This window comes from Actinopolymorpha cephalotaxi, from assembly GCF_013408535.1.
Taxonomy (GTDB): Bacteria; Actinomycetota; Actinomycetes; order Propionibacteriales; family Actinopolymorphaceae; genus Actinopolymorpha; species Actinopolymorpha cephalotaxi.
Map to the genome: position 1 here is coordinate 859,648 of NZ_JACBZA010000001.1, position 16,209 is coordinate 875,856.

Annotated in this window: 15 protein-coding genes; 10 read left to right on the top strand and 5 right to left on the bottom strand. The window is 72.1% G+C overall.

Annotated elements, in window-relative coordinates:
* Positions 1-8: 8 nt before the first annotated feature.
* The 3 genes from atpD to FHR37_RS03940 all read left to right on the top strand — a co-directional run bounded on the left by atpD (position 9) and on the right by FHR37_RS03940 (position 2,659).
* Entirely contained in the window at positions 9-1,466 is a 1,458-nt protein-coding gene (atpD, locus tag FHR37_RS03930) for a F0F1 ATP synthase subunit beta (protein WP_092887318.1), read from the top strand.
* A gap of 211 nt (positions 1,467-1,677) precedes the next feature.
* Positions 1,678-2,070, top strand: a complete 393-nt coding sequence (locus FHR37_RS03935; protein WP_092887321.1) for a F0F1 ATP synthase subunit epsilon — start codon at positions 1,678-1,680, stop codon at positions 2,068-2,070.
* A 148-nt stretch (positions 2,071-2,218) separates the two neighbouring features.
* Entirely contained in the window at positions 2,219-2,659 is a 441-nt protein-coding gene (locus tag FHR37_RS03940; protein ID WP_092887324.1) for a DUF2550 domain-containing protein, read from the top strand.
* Between the two features lie 33 nt (positions 2,660-2,692).
* Here the strand turns inward: FHR37_RS03940 and FHR37_RS03945 are convergent, their stop codons facing one another.
* Positions 2,693-3,289, bottom strand: coding sequence for a cob(I)yrinic acid a,c-diamide adenosyltransferase (locus FHR37_RS03945; protein WP_092887327.1), 597 nt, complete (start codon positions 3,287-3,289; stop codon positions 2,693-2,695).
* A gap of 122 nt (positions 3,290-3,411) precedes the next feature.
* Between FHR37_RS03945 and murA (FHR37_RS03950) the strand changes: the two genes are divergently transcribed.
* Entirely contained in the window at positions 3,412-4,692 is a 1,281-nt protein-coding gene (murA, locus tag FHR37_RS03950) for a UDP-N-acetylglucosamine 1-carboxyvinyltransferase (RefSeq protein ID WP_092887330.1), read from the top strand.
* Between the two features lie 69 nt (positions 4,693-4,761).
* Here the strand turns inward: murA (FHR37_RS03950) and murA (FHR37_RS03955) are convergent, their stop codons facing one another.
* A complete protein-coding gene (murA, locus tag FHR37_RS03955; protein WP_092887333.1) occupies positions 4,762-6,084 on the bottom strand; it encodes a UDP-N-acetylglucosamine 1-carboxyvinyltransferase in 1,323 nt (440 codons plus the stop codon).
* Between the two features lie 96 nt (positions 6,085-6,180).
* Here murA (FHR37_RS03955) and FHR37_RS03960 point away from each other — a divergent pair, with 96 nt between their 5' ends.
* The 4 genes from FHR37_RS03960 (at position 6,181) to FHR37_RS03975 (ending at position 9,933) form a co-directional block, all read left to right on the top strand.
* Entirely contained in the window at positions 6,181-7,050 is an 870-nt protein-coding gene (locus FHR37_RS03960) for a 3-hydroxyacyl-CoA dehydrogenase family protein (protein ID WP_202818313.1), read from the top strand.
* Between the two features lie 193 nt (positions 7,051-7,243).
* Positions 7,244-8,818, top strand: coding sequence for a Na+/H+ antiporter (locus FHR37_RS03965; protein WP_092887336.1), 1,575 nt, complete (start codon positions 7,244-7,246; stop codon positions 8,816-8,818).
* Positions 8,815-9,084: a UBP-type zinc finger domain-containing protein gene (locus FHR37_RS32900; RefSeq protein ID WP_092887339.1), complete on the top strand. Its 270-nt coding sequence runs from the start codon at positions 8,815-8,817 to the stop codon at positions 9,082-9,084. Before FHR37_RS03965 ends, FHR37_RS32900 begins: the two co-directional genes overlap by 4 nt.
* Positions 9,085-9,204: 120 nt before the next feature.
* Positions 9,205-9,933, top strand: coding sequence for a GNAT family N-acetyltransferase (locus FHR37_RS03975; protein WP_092887342.1), 729 nt, complete (start codon positions 9,205-9,207; stop codon positions 9,931-9,933).
* 35 nt (positions 9,934-9,968) lie between these two features.
* On the opposite strand, the gene FHR37_RS03980 is transcribed toward FHR37_RS03975, so the two are convergent.
* Positions 9,969-10,997 carry an NAD(P)/FAD-dependent oxidoreductase gene (locus FHR37_RS03980; RefSeq protein WP_092887345.1) on the bottom strand — a complete coding sequence of 343 codons (1,029 nt, stop codon included), beginning with the start codon at positions 10,995-10,997 and terminating at the stop codon, positions 9,969-9,971.
* Between the two features lie 96 nt (positions 10,998-11,093).
* Positions 11,094-11,948, bottom strand: a complete 855-nt coding sequence (locus tag FHR37_RS03985; RefSeq protein ID WP_092887357.1) for a phytanoyl-CoA dioxygenase family protein — start codon at positions 11,946-11,948, stop codon at positions 11,094-11,096.
* Between the two features lie 104 nt (positions 11,949-12,052).
* Here FHR37_RS03985 and FHR37_RS03990 point away from each other — a divergent pair, with 104 nt between their 5' ends.
* The gene (locus tag FHR37_RS03990; protein ID WP_237769020.1) at positions 12,053-13,114 is read left to right on the top strand and encodes an AraC family transcriptional regulator; all 1,062 of its coding nucleotides are present in this window, start codon (positions 12,053-12,055) and stop codon (positions 13,112-13,114) included.
* On the opposite strand, the gene nucS is transcribed toward FHR37_RS03990, so the two are convergent.
* The gene (gene nucS / locus FHR37_RS03995; RefSeq protein ID WP_092887363.1) at positions 13,066-13,743 is read right to left on the bottom strand and encodes an endonuclease NucS; all 678 of its coding nucleotides are present in this window, start codon (positions 13,741-13,743) and stop codon (positions 13,066-13,068) included. The two genes, FHR37_RS03990 and nucS, sit on opposite strands and share 49 nt — an antisense overlap.
* 417 nt (positions 13,744-14,160) lie before the next feature.
* On the opposite strand from nucS, the gene FHR37_RS04000 reads away from it, so the two are divergent.
* Positions 14,161-16,197, top strand: coding sequence for a hypothetical protein (locus tag FHR37_RS04000; RefSeq protein ID WP_092887366.1), 2,037 nt, complete (start codon positions 14,161-14,163; stop codon positions 16,195-16,197).
* The last annotated feature ends 12 nt before the right edge of the window (positions 16,198-16,209 follow it).

Below are 16,209 nucleotides of genomic sequence, written 5' to 3' on the forward strand. Positions count from 1 at the left end.
TGAGAGAGATGACTGCCACGATTGGCGAGAACACCGCCGAGAAGTCGGCTGCCGGCGTCGGCCGTGTCGCACGCGTGATCGGCACGGTCGTCGATGTCGAGTTCCCCGCCGGCTCGATCCCCGACATCTACAACGCGCTGAAGACCGAGATCACCCTCGGCGACCAGCGCCAGACCCTGACCTTCGAGGTGCAGCAGCACCTCGGTGAGAACCTCGTCCGGGCGATCTCCCTGCAGCCGACCGACGGTCTGGTGCGCGGCCAGGAGGTGCGCGACACCGGTAGCCAGATCACGGTGCCGGTCGGCGACGTGGCCAAGGGGCACGTCTGGAATGTCGCCGGTGAGTGCCTGAACGCCGAGGAGGGCGAGGAGCTCGAGATCACCGAGCGCTGGCCGATCCACCGGCAGGCCCCGCCGTTCGACCAGCTCGAGGGCAAGACCGAGATGCTGGTCACCGGCATCAAGGTGATCGACCTGCTCACGCCGTACGTCCAGGGTGGAAAGATCGGCCTGTTCGGCGGCGCGGGTGTGGGCAAGACGGTGCTCATCCAGGAGATGATCATCCGGGTCGCCCGCAACTTCGGTGGCACCTCCGTCTTCGCGGGCGTCGGTGAGCGCACCCGTGAGGGCAACGACCTCATCCTCGAGTTCGACGAGAGCGGGGTCATCAAGGACACCGCGCTCGTGTACGGCCAGATGGACGAGCCGCCGGGCACCCGGCTGCGGGTCGCGCTGGCCGGCCTCACGATGGCGGAGTACTTCCGCGACGTGCAGCGTCAGGACGTGCTGCTGTTCATCGACAACATCTTCCGCTTCACCCAGGCGGGTGCGGAGGTGTCGACCCTGCTCGGCCGGATGCCGTCGGCGGTGGGTTACCAGCCCACGCTGGCCGACGAGATGGGCCTTCTGCAGGAGCGGATCACCTCCACCCGTGGGCACTCGATCACCTCGATGCAGGCGGTCTACGTGCCGGCGGACGACTACACCGACCCGGCTCCGGCGACGGCGTTCACCCACTTCGACGCCACCACCGAGCTCTCCCGGGACCTCGCCGCGCAGGCGATCTACCCGGCCATCGACCCGCTGACCTCGACGTCGCGCATCCTGGACCCGCGCTACATCTCCCAGGAGCACTACGACACGGCCATCCGGGTCAAGCAGATCCTGCAGCGCAACCGCGAGTTGCAGGACATCATCGCCATCCTCGGTATCGACGAGCTTCCCGAAGAAGACAAGATCACCGTGGCCCGGGCGCGCAAGCTGCAGCGGTTCCTGTCCCAGAACACCTTCGCGGCCACGCAGTTCACCGGCATCGAGGGATCGTTCGTCCCGCTGGAGGACACCATCGAGGCCTTCAAGAAGGTCTGCGACGGCGAGTACGACCACGTGGGTGAGCAGGCGTTCTACTCCGTCGGTGGGCTGGACGACGTGGAGCGCAAGTGGGCGGAGATCCAGAAGGATCTGTGACCGGCTCGCAGTACGCGGTACAGATGTGACGATCGGGGCCTCCCGGGCGCAGGTCGCCCGGGAGGCCCTGTCGGCGGATCCGGCACCGATCCCGCACCGATCCGGCAACGGTTTCGGTGGTGCGGGGTAGCAGGAAGTGGAATGCCCGGGAGCGGGTATTCTCCACAGAACGAATTCAGGCGAGAACGAATTCAGGCCAGGAGGATTCACGGTGGCAGAGCCCCTGCACGTCGAGCTGGTCGCGCCGGACCGCACGGTCTGGTCGGGCGAGGCGACGACTGTCATCGCCCGTACGTCCGACGGTGACATCGGGATCCTGCCCGGGCACGCACCGGTCCTGGGTCTCCTGGTCGACGGCGTGGTCGAGGTACGCACGCCGGAGTCGGAGATCTACGTCGCCGCGGTCCAGGGCGGATTCCTCTCGGTCGCCAACGACCGGGTGTCGATTCTTGCCGAATACGCCGAGATGTCCCACGAGATCGATCTCGAGGCCGCGCGGCAGGAGCTGGAGCGGGCCCGAGCGGCCGGGGAGAACGACCAGGAAGCTCTCGAACACGTACGCCGGGCCGAGGCTCGCGTACGCGCTGTCGAGATGGCTTCCTGACGGCCGGGCGGGGGGTGGGTGTGGCAGCGACAGGTCATGCGGCCGCGCCGCGCACGCCCTCCCGTGAGCCCGACGGTCTCGCCGGTGCATGCTGTCCGGCGAAGGTAGGTCGGCCCGCCCGAAGGCGCCGCTTCCCGGGCGGTCGGGGATGGTGATCGAGATCATCCTCGAGTTCGCCGGGCTGATCCTCGCGCTCGTCCTCATATGTCTTGCCGGTCTGGCATTTCGCCGCCGCCTGCTGCAACGCGGCGGCGGCACTTTCGACTCCAGCCTCAGGTTGCACAAGCAGCCCAACGGCAAGGGCTGGTCGCTCGGCGTCGCCCGGTACGCCGGGGACACCGTGGAGTGGTTTCCGGTGTTCTCGTACGGTCTGCGGCCCCGTCGGTCGTTCTCCCGGAACGACCTGATCGTGCAGGCCCGCCGCGACCCGGGTGCCAACGAGGCTCTCGGGCTCTACGCCGGCCACGTCGTGGTCGAGTGTGAGCAGGCCGGCCGGACGATCGAGCTGGCGATGGCCGAGGACGCCCTGACCGGCTTCCTGGTGTGGCTGGAGGCGGCCCCGCCGGGCCGCCGGCACGCACCGCTCTAAGTCTGAGCCCGCGGCACCCGCACCTGGGCGCCCCTACGAGCGCTCCGCCTGGTCGGCCCGCCCGCCACCCGGCTGCCACAGCACGTCGCCCCGGTCGGCGTTGGCCACCCGGGCCAGGATGAACAGCAGGTCCGACAGCCGGTTGAGGTACTTGATCGTGTCCGCGTTCATCGTGTCCGCGTGCTCCTCCCAGGCCGCCCACGCGGTGCGCTCGGCCCGCCGGGTCACCGTGCGGGCCGTGTGCAGTAGAGCAGCACCGGGCGTCCCGCCCGGGAGCACGAAGGAGCGCAGCGGCTCGACCCGCTCGTTGAAGGCGTCGCAGTGCGCCTCCAGCCGTTCGACGTACTCCGGGGTGATTCGCAGAGCCGCGCCGGGGGCGGCGCCGGGGTCGACCGGGTTGCCGAGGTCGGCACCCAGGTCGAACAGGTCGTTCTGCACCTCCACCAGCACCGCCGCGACGTCCCCGGCCAGGTCGCCGAGCGCGAGCGCGGCGCCGATGCTCGCGTTGGCCTCGTCCACGTCGGCGTACGCGGCCAGCCGGCGGTCGGTCTTGGTGACGAGGCTGTTGTCGACCAGCCGGGTCCGGCCGCCGTCTCCGGCGCGGGTGTAGATCCGAGTGAGGTTGACCATGTCCGCAGCCTAGGACGTGTCGTGCGGATCAGGTGCACCTCACCTCACCCTCGGCGGGTGGTCTCGTCCCGAAGCACGAGTGTGCCGCGCGGCGCGGGGACGGGGGCTCATAGCATGCACGGGTGGAACGGCTGAGAATTCGCGGAGGCAACCGGCTCGTGGGCGAGGTGCCGGTCACCGGCGCCAAGAACAGCGCCCTGAAACTGATGGCGGCGTCGCTGCTCACGCAGGGTCGTACGGTGCTGCACAATGTGCCCGACATCCTGGACGTGACCTTCATGGGCGCGTTGCTCAAACGGATGGGCTGTGAGCTCGACACCTCGAAGTTCGAGGACGGGACGCTGACCATCGACGTGCCCGAGTCGATCCACCACGAGGCCGACTACGACCTCGTACGCCGGCTGCGGGCCTCGATCACGGTGCTCGGCCCGCTGGTGGCCCGCACCGGCCGGGCGAAGGTGGCGTTGCCGGGCGGTGACAGTATCGGCTCCCGCGGCCTGGGCATGCACGTGTCCGGGCTGGAACGCATGGGCGCCCAGATCGGTGTGGAGCACGGCTTCGTGGTGGCGGAGGCCCCGGCGGGGCTGCACGGCGCGACCATCCTGCTGGATTTCCCGAGCGTCGGCGCCACCGAGAACCTCCTGCTGGCGGCCACCCTGGCCCGCGGCACGACGTTGATCGACAACGCCGCCCGCGAGCCGGAGATCGTCGACATCGCCGACATGCTCACCAAGATGGGCGCGAAGATCGGCGGGATCGGCACCTCCACGCTCGAGGTCGAGGGGCCGGCGGACCTGTCGGCGGTCGAGCACACGGTGGTGCCGGACCGGATGGTGGCGGGCACCTGGGCGATCGGTGCCGTCGTGACGGGCGGGGAGGTCACCCTGCGGGACGCGCGGGCCGACCACCTGGACATCGTGCTGGACAAGCTGGCCAGGGCCGGTGCGTCGGTGCGGACCGGGCCGGTGAGCTTCACGGTCGGGATGGAGGGCCAGCCGCGGGCGGTCAACGTCGTGACGCTGCCGTACCCGGGGTTCCCGACCGACCTGCAGGCGATGATGGTGGCGCTGGCCGCGGTCAGCGAGGGCACCTCGATGGTGACCGAGAACCTCTTCGACGGGCGGTTCCGGTTCGTCCAGGAGCTGGCCCGGCTGGGTGCGGACGTACGCACCGACGGGCACCACGCGGTGATCCGGGGGCGCCCGGCGCTGTCCGGCGCTCCGGTGGAGGCGACCGACATCCGGGCGGGCGCGGGCCTGCTGCTCGCCGGGCTGGTCGCGGAGGGGGAGACGCTGGTGTCCGGCGTACACCACCTCGACCGCGGCTACCCCCGGCTGGTGGAGATTCTCCAGGGCCTGGGCGCCGAGGTGCGGCGCGAGCCGGACGACGTGGACCTCGGCTGACCGACCGCTCGGCTGACAACCGCTCGCTGACTGACCGGCCCGCTCGGCCGACCGACCCGCGCCTACCGGTCAGTGGACGTCGACCTGGGCGCCGAGCCCTTCCAGCTTGGGCAGGAAGTTCTCGTACCCCCTGGCGAAGATGTCGATCCCGCGCAGCGTCGACCTGCCCTGTGCGGTGAGCGCCGCGATCATGTACGAGAAGCCGCCCCGCAGGTCGGGCACGGTGAGGTCGGCGCCGCGCAGCGAGGTGGGGCCGGAGATCACCGCCGAGTGGGTGTAGTTGCGCCGCCCGAACCTGCACGGCGTGGCGCCCAGGCAGTCGGTGAACGCCTGGATGTGCGCGCCCAGCCGGACCAGCGCCTCGGTGAAGCCCAGGCGGTTCTCGTACACCGTCTCGTGCAGGATCGACAGTCCGGTCGCCTGGGTCAGCGCGACCACCAGCGGCTGCTGCCAGTCGGTCATGAACCCGGGGTGGACGTCGGTCTCCAGCGCGACCGCGTTGAGCTTGCCGCCCGGATGCCAGAACCGGATGCCCTCGTGGGTGACCATGAACTCCCCACCGGCCCGGCGGTAGACGTTCAGGAAGGTCATCAGGTCGACCTGGCGGGCGTTGCGGACGAACACCTCACCGCCCGTGGCCAGCGCCGCGCAGGCCCACGAGGCCGTCTCCATCCGGTCCGGCAGCGCCTCGTGGATGTAGCCGCCGAGCCGGCGTACGCCGGTGATGCGGATGACCCGGTCGGTGTCGAGGTTGATGATCGCGCCCATCTTCTGCAGGACGCAGATCAGGTCGATGATCTCCGGCTCGACGGCGGCGTTGCGTAGCTCGGTGACGCCCTGGGCGCGGACGGCGGTGAGGAGCACCTGCTCGGTGCTGCCGACGCTGGGGTACGGGAGTTCGAGCTGGGTCCCGGTGAGGCCGTCCGGCGCGGTGATGTGCAGCCCCTCGGGCCGCTTGTCGACGACGGCGCCGAACTGCCGGAGGGCGTCCAGGTGGAAGTTGATCGGCCGGTCGCCGATCCGGCATCCGCCCAGGTCCGGGATGAACGCGTGCCCGACGCGGTGCAGCAGCGGCCCGCACAGCAGGATCGGTATCCGGCTGGACCCCGCGTGCACCTCGATGTCGCCCATCGTCGCCTGCTCGGCGCGGGCGGGGTCGAGGACCAGCGAGTGCGGTCCGTCGGCCCCGTCGCGCACGGTCACCCCGTGCAGCTCGAGCAGCTCGCGGACGATCGCGACGTCGCTGATCCGGGGGACGTTGGTCAACGTCGACGGCTGGTCGCCGAGCACGGCCGCCACCATCGCCTTGGGGACGAGGTTCTTCGCCCCGCGTACGGAGATCTCCCCGGCCAGCGGTGTGCCGCCCGACACTTCCATGGTGTCCGCGTTCATCCGGCTCACACGTCTCCCTCCTGGTGGTCGTACGCCGCGACTTCGCGACGGTAGCGACTCACCGTGTTGGTCGCCGTCTTCTCGTAAGGTGCCTGCATGACGGAACTCATTAGTCGCACGGTGGCTGTCGTCGGTTCCGGATTGATGGGATCCGGGATCGCGCAGGTGGCCGCCACAGCCGGTTGGCAGGTCATCCTGCGCGACGTCACCGACGACGCGCTCCAACGCGGGACGGCCGGCATCCGGCGGTCGCTGGAGACGTTCGCGCGCAAGGGCAGGATTCCCGAGGACGGCGTGGAGGCGGCCCTGGAGCGGATCACCACGACCACCGACCTGGGCGCGGTCGCCAAGGCCGGCATCGTGGTGGAGGCGGTGTTCGAACGCCTCGACGTCAAGCGCGAGGTGTTCGCCGAGCTGGACCGGATCTGCCCCGACGGCACGGTACTGGCCACCAACACCTCCGCGATCCCGATCACCCGCATCGCCGCCGCCACCAACCGCCCCGAGTCTGTGGTGGGCACGCACTTCTTCTCGCCGGTGCCGATGATGGGGCTGTGTGAGCTGGTACGCGGCCACCGCACGTCCGACGCCACGCTGGAGCGGGCGCGAGAGTTCGCCGAGTCGGTGGGCAAGACCTGTGTCGTGGTCAACCGCGACATCGCGGGCTTCGTGACCACCCGGCTGATCTCCGCCCTGGTGATGGAGGCGGTGCGGCTGGTGGAGGACGGTGTCGCGACCGCCGAGGACATCGACACCGCCTGCAAGCTGGGGTTCGGGCACACGATGGGCCCGCTGGCCACCACCGACCTGACCGGCGTGGACGTCCTGCGGCACGCGACCCAGAACATCTGGGACGAGACGGCCGACCCGAAGTTCTTCCCGCCGGAGTTGCTGACCCGGATGGTCGAGGCCGGTGAGCTGGGCCGCAAGTCCGGGCGCGGGTTCTACGACTACGACCAGCCCTGAGCGCCCGGCCCCCCTGGCCTTCCAGTTCGCCCTGACCGAGCGCGTCAGGCTTCTTCCGCGGAAGAATCCCGGGCGGTCCGGCGGGCGGGGGGACTCGTCCGCGGATGATCCGCCGGAGCCCGGCCGCGGGTGCGGAAAGCGCAGGTCACGGCGGCCGGGAGCGAGTTTCGCGGCCCCGGCTAGTCTCGGGGACGTGCGCGAGAGCCTGCTCGACGTAGTTCTGTTGCTGGCGGTGGTCGGGCTGGTCTCCGGGCTGGCCCGGCGAACCGGCCTGCTGGCCCCGATCCTGCTGGTGGTCGCGGGTGTCGCGTTCTCGTTCGTCCCGATCGGTCCCGAAATCCACCTCGAGCCCGACCTCATCCTCGAGGGCATCCTTCCGCTGCTGCTCTACATCGCGGCGATCCGCACCTCGCTGCCGGCGTTCCGGAGCAACCTGAGCCCGATCGTGCTGCTGGCGTTCGGCCACGTGCTGTTCATCGCCGCGCTGGTCGGACTGGTCCTGCACGCCGTCGTCCCGTCGATCCCGCTGGCGGCGACGTTCGCGCTGGGTGCCGTGGTCGCGCCGCCCGACGCCGTTGCCGCCACCGCGATCGCCCGCCGGCTGCACCTTCCCCGCCAGGTGGTGACGATCCTGGAGGGGGAGAGCCTGGTCAACGACGCCACCGCGCTGGTCGCGCTGCGGGTGGCGGTGTCCGCAGCCCTCGGTACGACCGTGACGTGGGCGGGTGCGGTCGGCCAGCTCAGCCTGTCGGTGTTCGGCGGGCTCGCGATCGGCGGCGTGGTCGCGGTGCTCGCCCGATGGATGCACCAGCGCACCCGGGACGCGCTGCTGGACAACACGATCTCCCTGCTCACGCCGTTCGTGGCGTTCGTACCCGCGAACTACATCGGCGCCTCCGGCATCGTCGCGGTGGTGACCTGTGGCCTCTACCTCGGGCACCGGCGCGACCGGATGCTCGACCCGGCGGCCAGGGTGCAGATCGACGCGGTGTGGAAGGTGACGCAGTTCCTGCTCGAAGGAACGCTGTTCCTGCTGGTGGGCCTGCAGATGCGGTCGGTGGTGGACGCGCTGTCGTCGGGCTGGCAGCTGGTGACCGCGGCGACGGTGGCGGTGGTGCTCACCGTCGTGATCGGGAGGTTCGTGTGGGTGTTCCCCGGCGCGTACCTCCCGCCGGCGCTGCGCCTGGACCGCGAACACCACACCTATCCGCCGTGGCCGAACGTCGTGGTGGTCTCCTGGGCCGGGATGCGCGGAGTGGTGACGCTGGCGGCGGCGCTGAGCCTCCCGCTGGACTTCCCCGGACGCGACCTGCTGGTCTTCATCGCGTTCGTGGTCATCCTGGTGACCCTGGTCGCGCAGGGGCTGACGCTGCCGGCAGTGGTCCGTCTGGTGGGCGTCGTCAGGGACGACCCGCGCGAGGACCTGCTGGCCGAGGCGGAGGTACGCCAGGACGCCATGCGCGCGGCCCTGGCCCGGCTGGACACCGACCGCGGCGACGCCCCCGACTACGTCGTCGACCGGTTGCGCGACTCGGCCGAGATCCGCGCCAACCAGGTCTGGGAACGCCTCGGCGATCCCGACCGTGAACCCCCCACCGAGACCATGCGCCGGCTGCGGCTGGGAATGCTGGACGCAGAACGCGGCGTTTTCGTCCAGGCCCGGGACGAGAAGCGGATCCCGGAGGAGGTGCTCCGCGAGGTGGAGCGGGAGCTGGACCTGGAACAGCTGATGATGGCCCGTGGACGACAGGAGGAGGACGACTCGTGACCAGCCCGACCTGTACGCATCTCGCGCAGGCGACCGGCGACGTGACCGCGAAGACGCCGCAGGGCTGCGAGGAGTGCCTGGCTCAGGGCACCGACGACTGGATCCATCTGCGGTTGTGCCTGACCTGCGGCCACGTCGGCTGCTGCGACTCCTCCCAGTGGAAGCACGCGACCGCGCACCACCGCGAGACCGGCCACCCGGTGATCCGTTCGTTCGAACGCGGCGAGGCCTGGCGCTGGTGCTACGTGGACAACCGGCTCGGCTGACCCTCCCGGCAATCTGACCTCCACCGGAAACCGGGAGGACCTGCGCGGTCGTGATCGTTAGGGTGACGGCGTGGCACCCGTACGATCACCCCGGCTCCGGCAGGTCCGGCAGGTCCGGCGATGACCGACCTCGCCGACCTGCTGGCCCGGGCCGAGGCGGCGCTGGCCGACGTGCCCGCCGACAGCGGCACCAGCGCCGTGGTGGCCGGCATCGCCTGCGTGAGCTACCCGATCGGCCAGCCGTGGGCGACCCAGGCGAAGGCGATGGGGCCGCCGTCGGCGTCCGCGCTGGACCAGGCGGTCGAGTGGCTGGACGCGCACGCGCCGGCGCGCGGGCTGTGGACGGTGACCACCCGGACGAGGTACGCCGGCCGGCCCGAGTTCACCGGGCGCGGGTTCCGGCCGTGGCTGGAGCTTCCCGTCCTGGTCCTGGGCAGTGTCGCCCGGCTCGCGGCCGCGGCCCCGGTGGCCGGGCTCACCGTCGGCGCACCCGACAGCGCGGAGGAGTTCCTCGGCGTCTACGGCCCGGAGCTCGCCCCGCTGGTGACGCCCGGCGTACTCGCCTCGCCCACCTACCACCTCCTGGTCGGCCGGGTCGACGGTGTGGCCGTCGCCTGCGCGCAGGTCCGGGAGGTGGCCGGCACGGCGTACGTCTCGGCGGTCGGCGTCCTGCCCGAGTGGCGCGACCGCGGCATCGGCTCGGCGATCTCGGCGGCCGCGGCGAGGTACGCCCTCGGCCTGCAGCCGCGCGCGGTGTGGCTCAGCGCGGAGTCGCACCGGCACCGGATGTACGGCCGGATCGGGTTCCGCCCGGTGGACACGCACGTCCTGCTGCGCCCCGAGCCGTAGCGGGCGCGCGGTCGGAGCGGCTCGGACCGCGCCGGTCAGCCGACGTGGGCGCGGACCAGCCCGGCGACCTCGGCCGCGCATCCCCAGGACACGGTGAACCCGGAGCCGCCGTGGCCGTAGCAGTGCACCACCAGCCGGCCGGCCTCGCCCGGCCGCGCCTCCACCCGCACGCTCGGCCGGGCGGGCCGCAGCCCCACGCGTTCGCGGAGTACCCGCGCGCCGGCCAGCGCGGGCTCCAGCCGGGCGGCGGCGGCGAGTAGGTCCCGGGTGGTCTCCGGCCGGGGCCGGGTGTCCCAGTCGTCCGGCTCGGCGGTGCCGCCGACGACGACCGAACGGCGCCGGGGTACGACGTACAGGGGGCGCTCGGGCTCGGTGTCGTCGGCCCACCAGCGGGTGACCCCCACCTGGTCCAGGACGACGAGCTGACCGCGGACCGGCGTCACCGAGCGGTCTCGAGCGAGGGCGCGGGCGGCCAGCCCGGTGCAGTTGACCAGGATCGGGGCGTTGTCCGGAAGGGCGGGCAGCGCCTGCCGGGTGAGCGTGCCGCCGAGCGCGGACAGCCGGGCGACCAGCCAGGGCAGGTAGCTGCCGGAGTCCACGACGGGAGCCTCGAACTCCCAGCCGCCGGCGTATCCGTCGGGCGGGTCGTCCAGCGGGCGCAGGCCGGGCACCGCCGCGGCCCACCAGGGCTTGGCGCCCGGCGTACGGGCCAGGTCGGCGCCGGGAACGAGGTCGACGCCGGCCGACTCGTCCTCACGCGCCAGCCGGGCGAACCTTTGGTACGACGTGGCCGCCCAGTCGGTCACCCGGTCCTGGGGGAGTGCGCGGTAGGGGAACCACAGCGCGGCGGCCACCGCGGACGTCGTCTCCGGTGGCAGGTCGCGGGCCAGCACGTTGACCTCGAACCCGTCCTCGGCCAGGACCACCGCGCAGGTCAGCCCGACGACTCCGGCGCCGACCACCAGCACCCGCGCCCCCCGGCCTGCCGGGCCCGGGGCGCCGGTCACCGGCTCGGTCACCTCTTCGGTCACCTGCTCGGTCACCTCTTGGGGGCTGGTCGCCATGTCACCGATGATGCCCGAGCCGGCACGGGTTGCGAAGACGCTTGGCGCCGCCTGGCCAGGGCCTGGCCGAGGCCCGGCCTGGTCGGCCGGACCTGCTCAGTGAGGCCCGGCGGTGTCGGTCTCGGTGCCGCAGGGGCCGCCGCCGACGCTCTCCGGCACCTCTACCGGGTCGCCGTCCATGGTGAGCGTGGCGTACCACGGCGAGATCCGCTCGCAGGAGTCCCGGCCGACGTAGTGGCAGATGAACGAACGCCGGAACCGGTCGGTGGTGGTGTTCGGTCCCGACCCGTGCACCAGGCTGCCGTTGAAGAACAGCACGTCACCGGGCTGCAGGTCGACCGGCACCGTGGCCAGGCCGGGCGGCGGCGGGACGTACTCCTTGGTGAACGACACCTCGGGGTCGGCGTCCTCGGGGCAGAACACGTCCATCCGGTGCGTGCCGGGTACGACCTCGAGCCCGCCGTTGTCCCGGTCGATCACGTCGCAGGCCACCCAGGCAGCCACGCAGGTGCCCGGCTCGACCCGCAGGTAGAAGTTGTCCTGGTGGAGCGCCTGACCGCGCGCGCCCGGGGGCTTGAAGTAGAACATGCTCTGCGCGGCCAGCGGCTCCTCGTCGAGGAGGTAGCTGAGGATCATCCGCAGACGGGCGTCGAGGAGGTACTGCCGGGCGACGGCGCTGATCTTGTGCGGGTGCATCACCCGGGGGTAGTCGCGGAGCACGTCCACCGGCTCACCGGGCTCGTGCGGCCGCGGCTCGAAGTGGCCGGGCACCGGGCCGCGCGCGTGCAGGGCGGTGAACTCGTCCTGGAGCTCGGCGATCTCCGCGGGGGAGAACAGCGACCGGATGATGGTGAACCCGTCCTCGGCGAACTGCCGGGCCGCGGCGGCGACGGGAACGCCTTCTCGCCCGCGCGTGGACGCGGAGGGAGCGCTGGTGCGGACGTCCGTCATGGTGGAGGGCCTCCTCGGCTCAGGTCCTGGTGAGTACGGTCGTACCTGATGCAACTGCCTGTGACTCCTGACGGTACGGCGCGACCCGGCGGCTGGGGATGCCCGTGACCGCTGCCGACCTGCCTGATCCTGCTGCCGGGCCGACGGGGGAGGATCCCGACGGCCCCGGCTTCGGCGCGGAAACCGGCGCCAGCGAGGGGACGCCCGCTCCTCCGGCGGAGTTGGTGGTGGCCGCCCGCTTCGACGTCGGCGGCGGGTACGCCGTGCACCGGGCGCGGGGCGCGCCGAGCTGGCTGTTCGCCTGGACCCTGGATGGAGGCGGGCGGTTCCGGCAGGGCGGGGTGACCGTCCGCGCGGAGCCCGGCGACCTGGTGGCGCTCGGTCCCGAACTCGCACACGACTACGCGGTGGCGCCGGGCGCGCCGGGCTGGTCGTTCTGGTGGGTGCACTGCCCGGTCCGGCCCGGCTGGCACGGCTGGCTGGCACCGCACCAGGTGGGCGAGCGGCTCTACCACGTGGCGGGGGTGCCGGAGTTCGTCCGCGGGCGGGTGGAGTCGGCGTTCCGGAGACTGCACGCGGACGCCAGGTGGTCCGGCGAGGGCCCGCCACCGGACCCGGTGAGCTCGCGCCGCCGCGACGTCGTACCCGCCGCGGCGACCGGTGTGGCGGCCCGCGAACTCGCCCTCGGCGGCGTGGAGGAGGTGCTGGTGCTCACGACCGCGGCGGTGGCCGCGGCCGGACCCGGGCCCGCTGCCGGTCCGAGGTCTGCGGAGAACGCCGACCCGCGGGTCCGCCGGGTCGAGGCGCTGCTCGTCGCCGACCCGGCCGCGCCGCACACGGTCGCGTCGCTGGCCGCACGGGTCGCGTTGTCACCGTCGCGGCTGGCGCATCTGTTCTCCGCGCAGACCGGCCGTACGCCGATGCGGGCACTGCGGGACGCGCGGATGCGGCACGCGGCACGGCTGCTGGAGGCGACCGACCTGCCGGTCGGCAGCGTGGCCGCCGCGTCGGGGTTCGTCAGCGCGTTCCACTTCAGCCGGGTGTTCCGGGAGCGGTTCGGGGTGCCGCCGGGCGACTACCGCCAGACCAGCCGGCAGACCAGTCGTCAGAACAGTCGTCAGAACAGCCGGGCGGTCGGGTCGTCCAGCCCGCGGAGTACGTCGTAGTCGACCGTCACGCACTCGATGCCCCGGTCGCCCGCGAGGACCCGGGCCTGCGGCTTGATCTCCTGCGCGGCGAACACCCCGCGGACCGGCGCGAGCAACGGGTCGCGGTTGAGGAGTTCGAGGTAGCGGGTGAGCTGTTCGACGCCGTCGATCTCGCCGCGCCGTTTGACCTCGACGGCGATCGCCGCACCGCCCGCGTCGCGGCAGAGCAGGTCGACCGGGCCGATCGCGGTGGGGTACTCCCGGCGTACCAGCGTGAGTCCCTCCCCGAGCGTGGCGGGATGGTCGGCGAGGAGTTCCTGCAGATGCGCCTCCACACCGTCCTTCCGCAGCCCCGGGTCGGTGCCGAGTTCGTGGCTGGAGTCGTGCAGCACCTGGTCCAGCGTGATCACGAGTTGGCCGCCGTCCTTGCCGGTGACCGTCCACCGGGCCGGCTCGGACTCGCTCGCCGGCTGCTCGACGAGCTTGCACGGCGGGCTCATCCAGTTGAGCGGCTTGTACGCGCGGTCGTCGTTGTGAATCGACACCGAACCGTCGGCCTTCACCAGGATGAGGCGGTTCGCGCGGGGCAGGTGGGCGGTGAGCCGGCCGACGTAGTCGACCTGGCAGGAGGCGATGACGAGGCGCACGACGCCTCACCCTAGGGCATGCGCGGTGACCGGCCCGTCGTCCGCTCCGGGGCGTGGTCGGTCCCCGATTGCCGGATGCGTGCGTGATGACGCACAGAACGCCTGCCCTGCGTGGAATGCTTCCGGCATCGCCGCACAGGTTGCCGCGTGTGGCGCTGACACGGGGGTGTATCGATGCGTCGGCCGCGAACGGTTCTGCTTGCCCTGACCACAGGTGTTCTGACGACCCTGACAACGCTGGGAACGGCGGGCGCGTGGGCGGCAGTGCCGTCGGTGCCGTCGGTGGTGTCGGTGCCCCACGGGTCGCCGGTACGTACGGGGCCGTCGGCATCGTCGGGTGCGGTCAGGTCGGAACATCCGGCAGGCGCGGATCGACCCGGGGCCGGACGTGCCGCGCGGCAGCCGAAGGTCGCCACGGTGACACTGGTCACCGGCGACCGGGTACGCGTCGCGACCAGAAGTGACGGCGTCTCCACCGCCACTCCGATCCCGGCGGCGGGCCGTCGCGGAACGACGTTCGGCATCCGCCAGCACGGCCGCAACCTGGACGTCGTTCCGGCCGACGCGGCCCCACTGGTGGCGAGCGGACGGCTGGATCCGCGGCTGTTCGAGGTCGCCGGGCTCGTGCGCGCGGGTCTCGGCGACGAGCGGACGCGGCACCTGCCGCTGGTCGTCGCCCACCCGACGGCTTCGGGCGCTTCCACGACTTCCACCGACTCCGCCCGCTCGTGGATCCCGCGTGCGTTCCGGCCCGGCAGAGCCGTGCCGAGCCTGAGGGGGCGTGCCGTCGCCGAACCCAAGGCCGCGGCCGGAAGGAACTGGCGCTGGCTCGCCACCACCCCGAGCCACGTGTGGCTGGACGTGCCGAAGCGGGCCGGTGCCCCGGCCGCCGGCACCGCGAGGAGCGCGAAGAGTGGCGCCGCACAGGCGGACGCGACGTACACGCTCACCCTTCGCGTGATCGACCGCGCGGGCAGGCTGGTCACCGACCCGAGCCGGCTGCAGCCCTCGCCCACCGTGGTCGCCGACCTCGACACCGGCGACCTGATCGACCTGGCCGGGGGCCCGACCGGACTGGTGGCGCAGCTGGCGCCGGGCACCTACAGCTTCAGCGGGATCGTCTCCACCACCCAGGGCACCTCGCCGGCGAGCTACACGCTGCTGTCGGCCCCACGGATCAGCGTCGGCGCCGCCACCACGGTGACCCTGGACGCGCGGCAGGCGCACCTGATCACCACCCAGGTCGACGCGGCCTCCCCGACCACCGTGGTGACGACGTTCGGCCTGGTGGAAACCGTCGCCGGCGGGCCATTCACCACGCTGCTGACCCTGCAGGGGAACGTGCCCAACCAGCTCTACGCGCGGGCCACCGGGAGCGTCACCGACCGGACGTACGAGTTCACCGTCTTCCGTTCCCTGGCGGCCGGCTCGGTCACCTACGACCTGCTGCTCGGGCAGCAGGGCAGCGTGCCGGCCAACCCGGCGTACGTCGTGCACGACTCGGCCCTGACCCGCTACGACGCGGCGTTCGCGGCCCCGGGGGCCGGGCTGAACCTCGACGGCGTGTGGTTCCGCGAGGCGGAGCTGCCAGGCGACTCCATGATCGGGCTGGGGTGGTACTTCGACGTGCCGCTGCCCGCCCGGCGCACGCACCTGTTCAGCCCGCAGTACGCCGGCCGGTCGCTGGCGTGGTCGGACAACTTCGACGCACGGAGCAGTCCCACCCAGGTCTGGTACAGCGAGGTCCGCGACCCGCTCCGCTACGCGTCCGGCCAGCAGGTCCGGCACACGTTCAGCCCGGCGGCGTACCGGCCACAGGCGGAGGGCTACCGGCAGGGCGACGGAGTGATGAACTTCTCCATGGCGCCGCTGTCACCATCCCTGCGCGACGGGACGCTCATCGTCAACGACTCGACCGGCATCACCGCCACCAGCACGCTGCGCCGCGCCGGCTCGGTGGTGGCCACCTCGACCGACCCGTTCATCCTGAACGCGGGCGCCCAGCCCAAGACGCGCGCGTCCTACACGCTGGACGTCCGTGCCGGCCAGCACGTGCCGTGGTCGAGGTACGCCACGACGGTGACCGGGCACTGGGAGTTCGCCTCGGCCGCGCCGGCGGGCTACGTCGAGCCGATCCCGCTGCTGAACACGGTCGCGGTCGGGACGTTCGACCTGCTCGGACGGGCGCGCGCGGGACAGCCGTTCACGCTGAACCTCATGACGACGAGCCCCGACGTGACCGCCACGGTGACTCGGACGCTGCTGTGGGTGTCGTACGACGACGGCCACCGATGGACGCAGGTGCCGACGACGCCGGGCGCCTCCGGCCGCTGGTCGGCGCAGGTGGCCCACCCGAACCTGCCGGGCCGCTTCGTCTCGGTCCGGACGCTGGCCGAGGACGACCGGGGCAACGAGCTGACGATGACCTCGATCCGGGCGTACGGGCTGTCCTAGGACTCGTCCCCG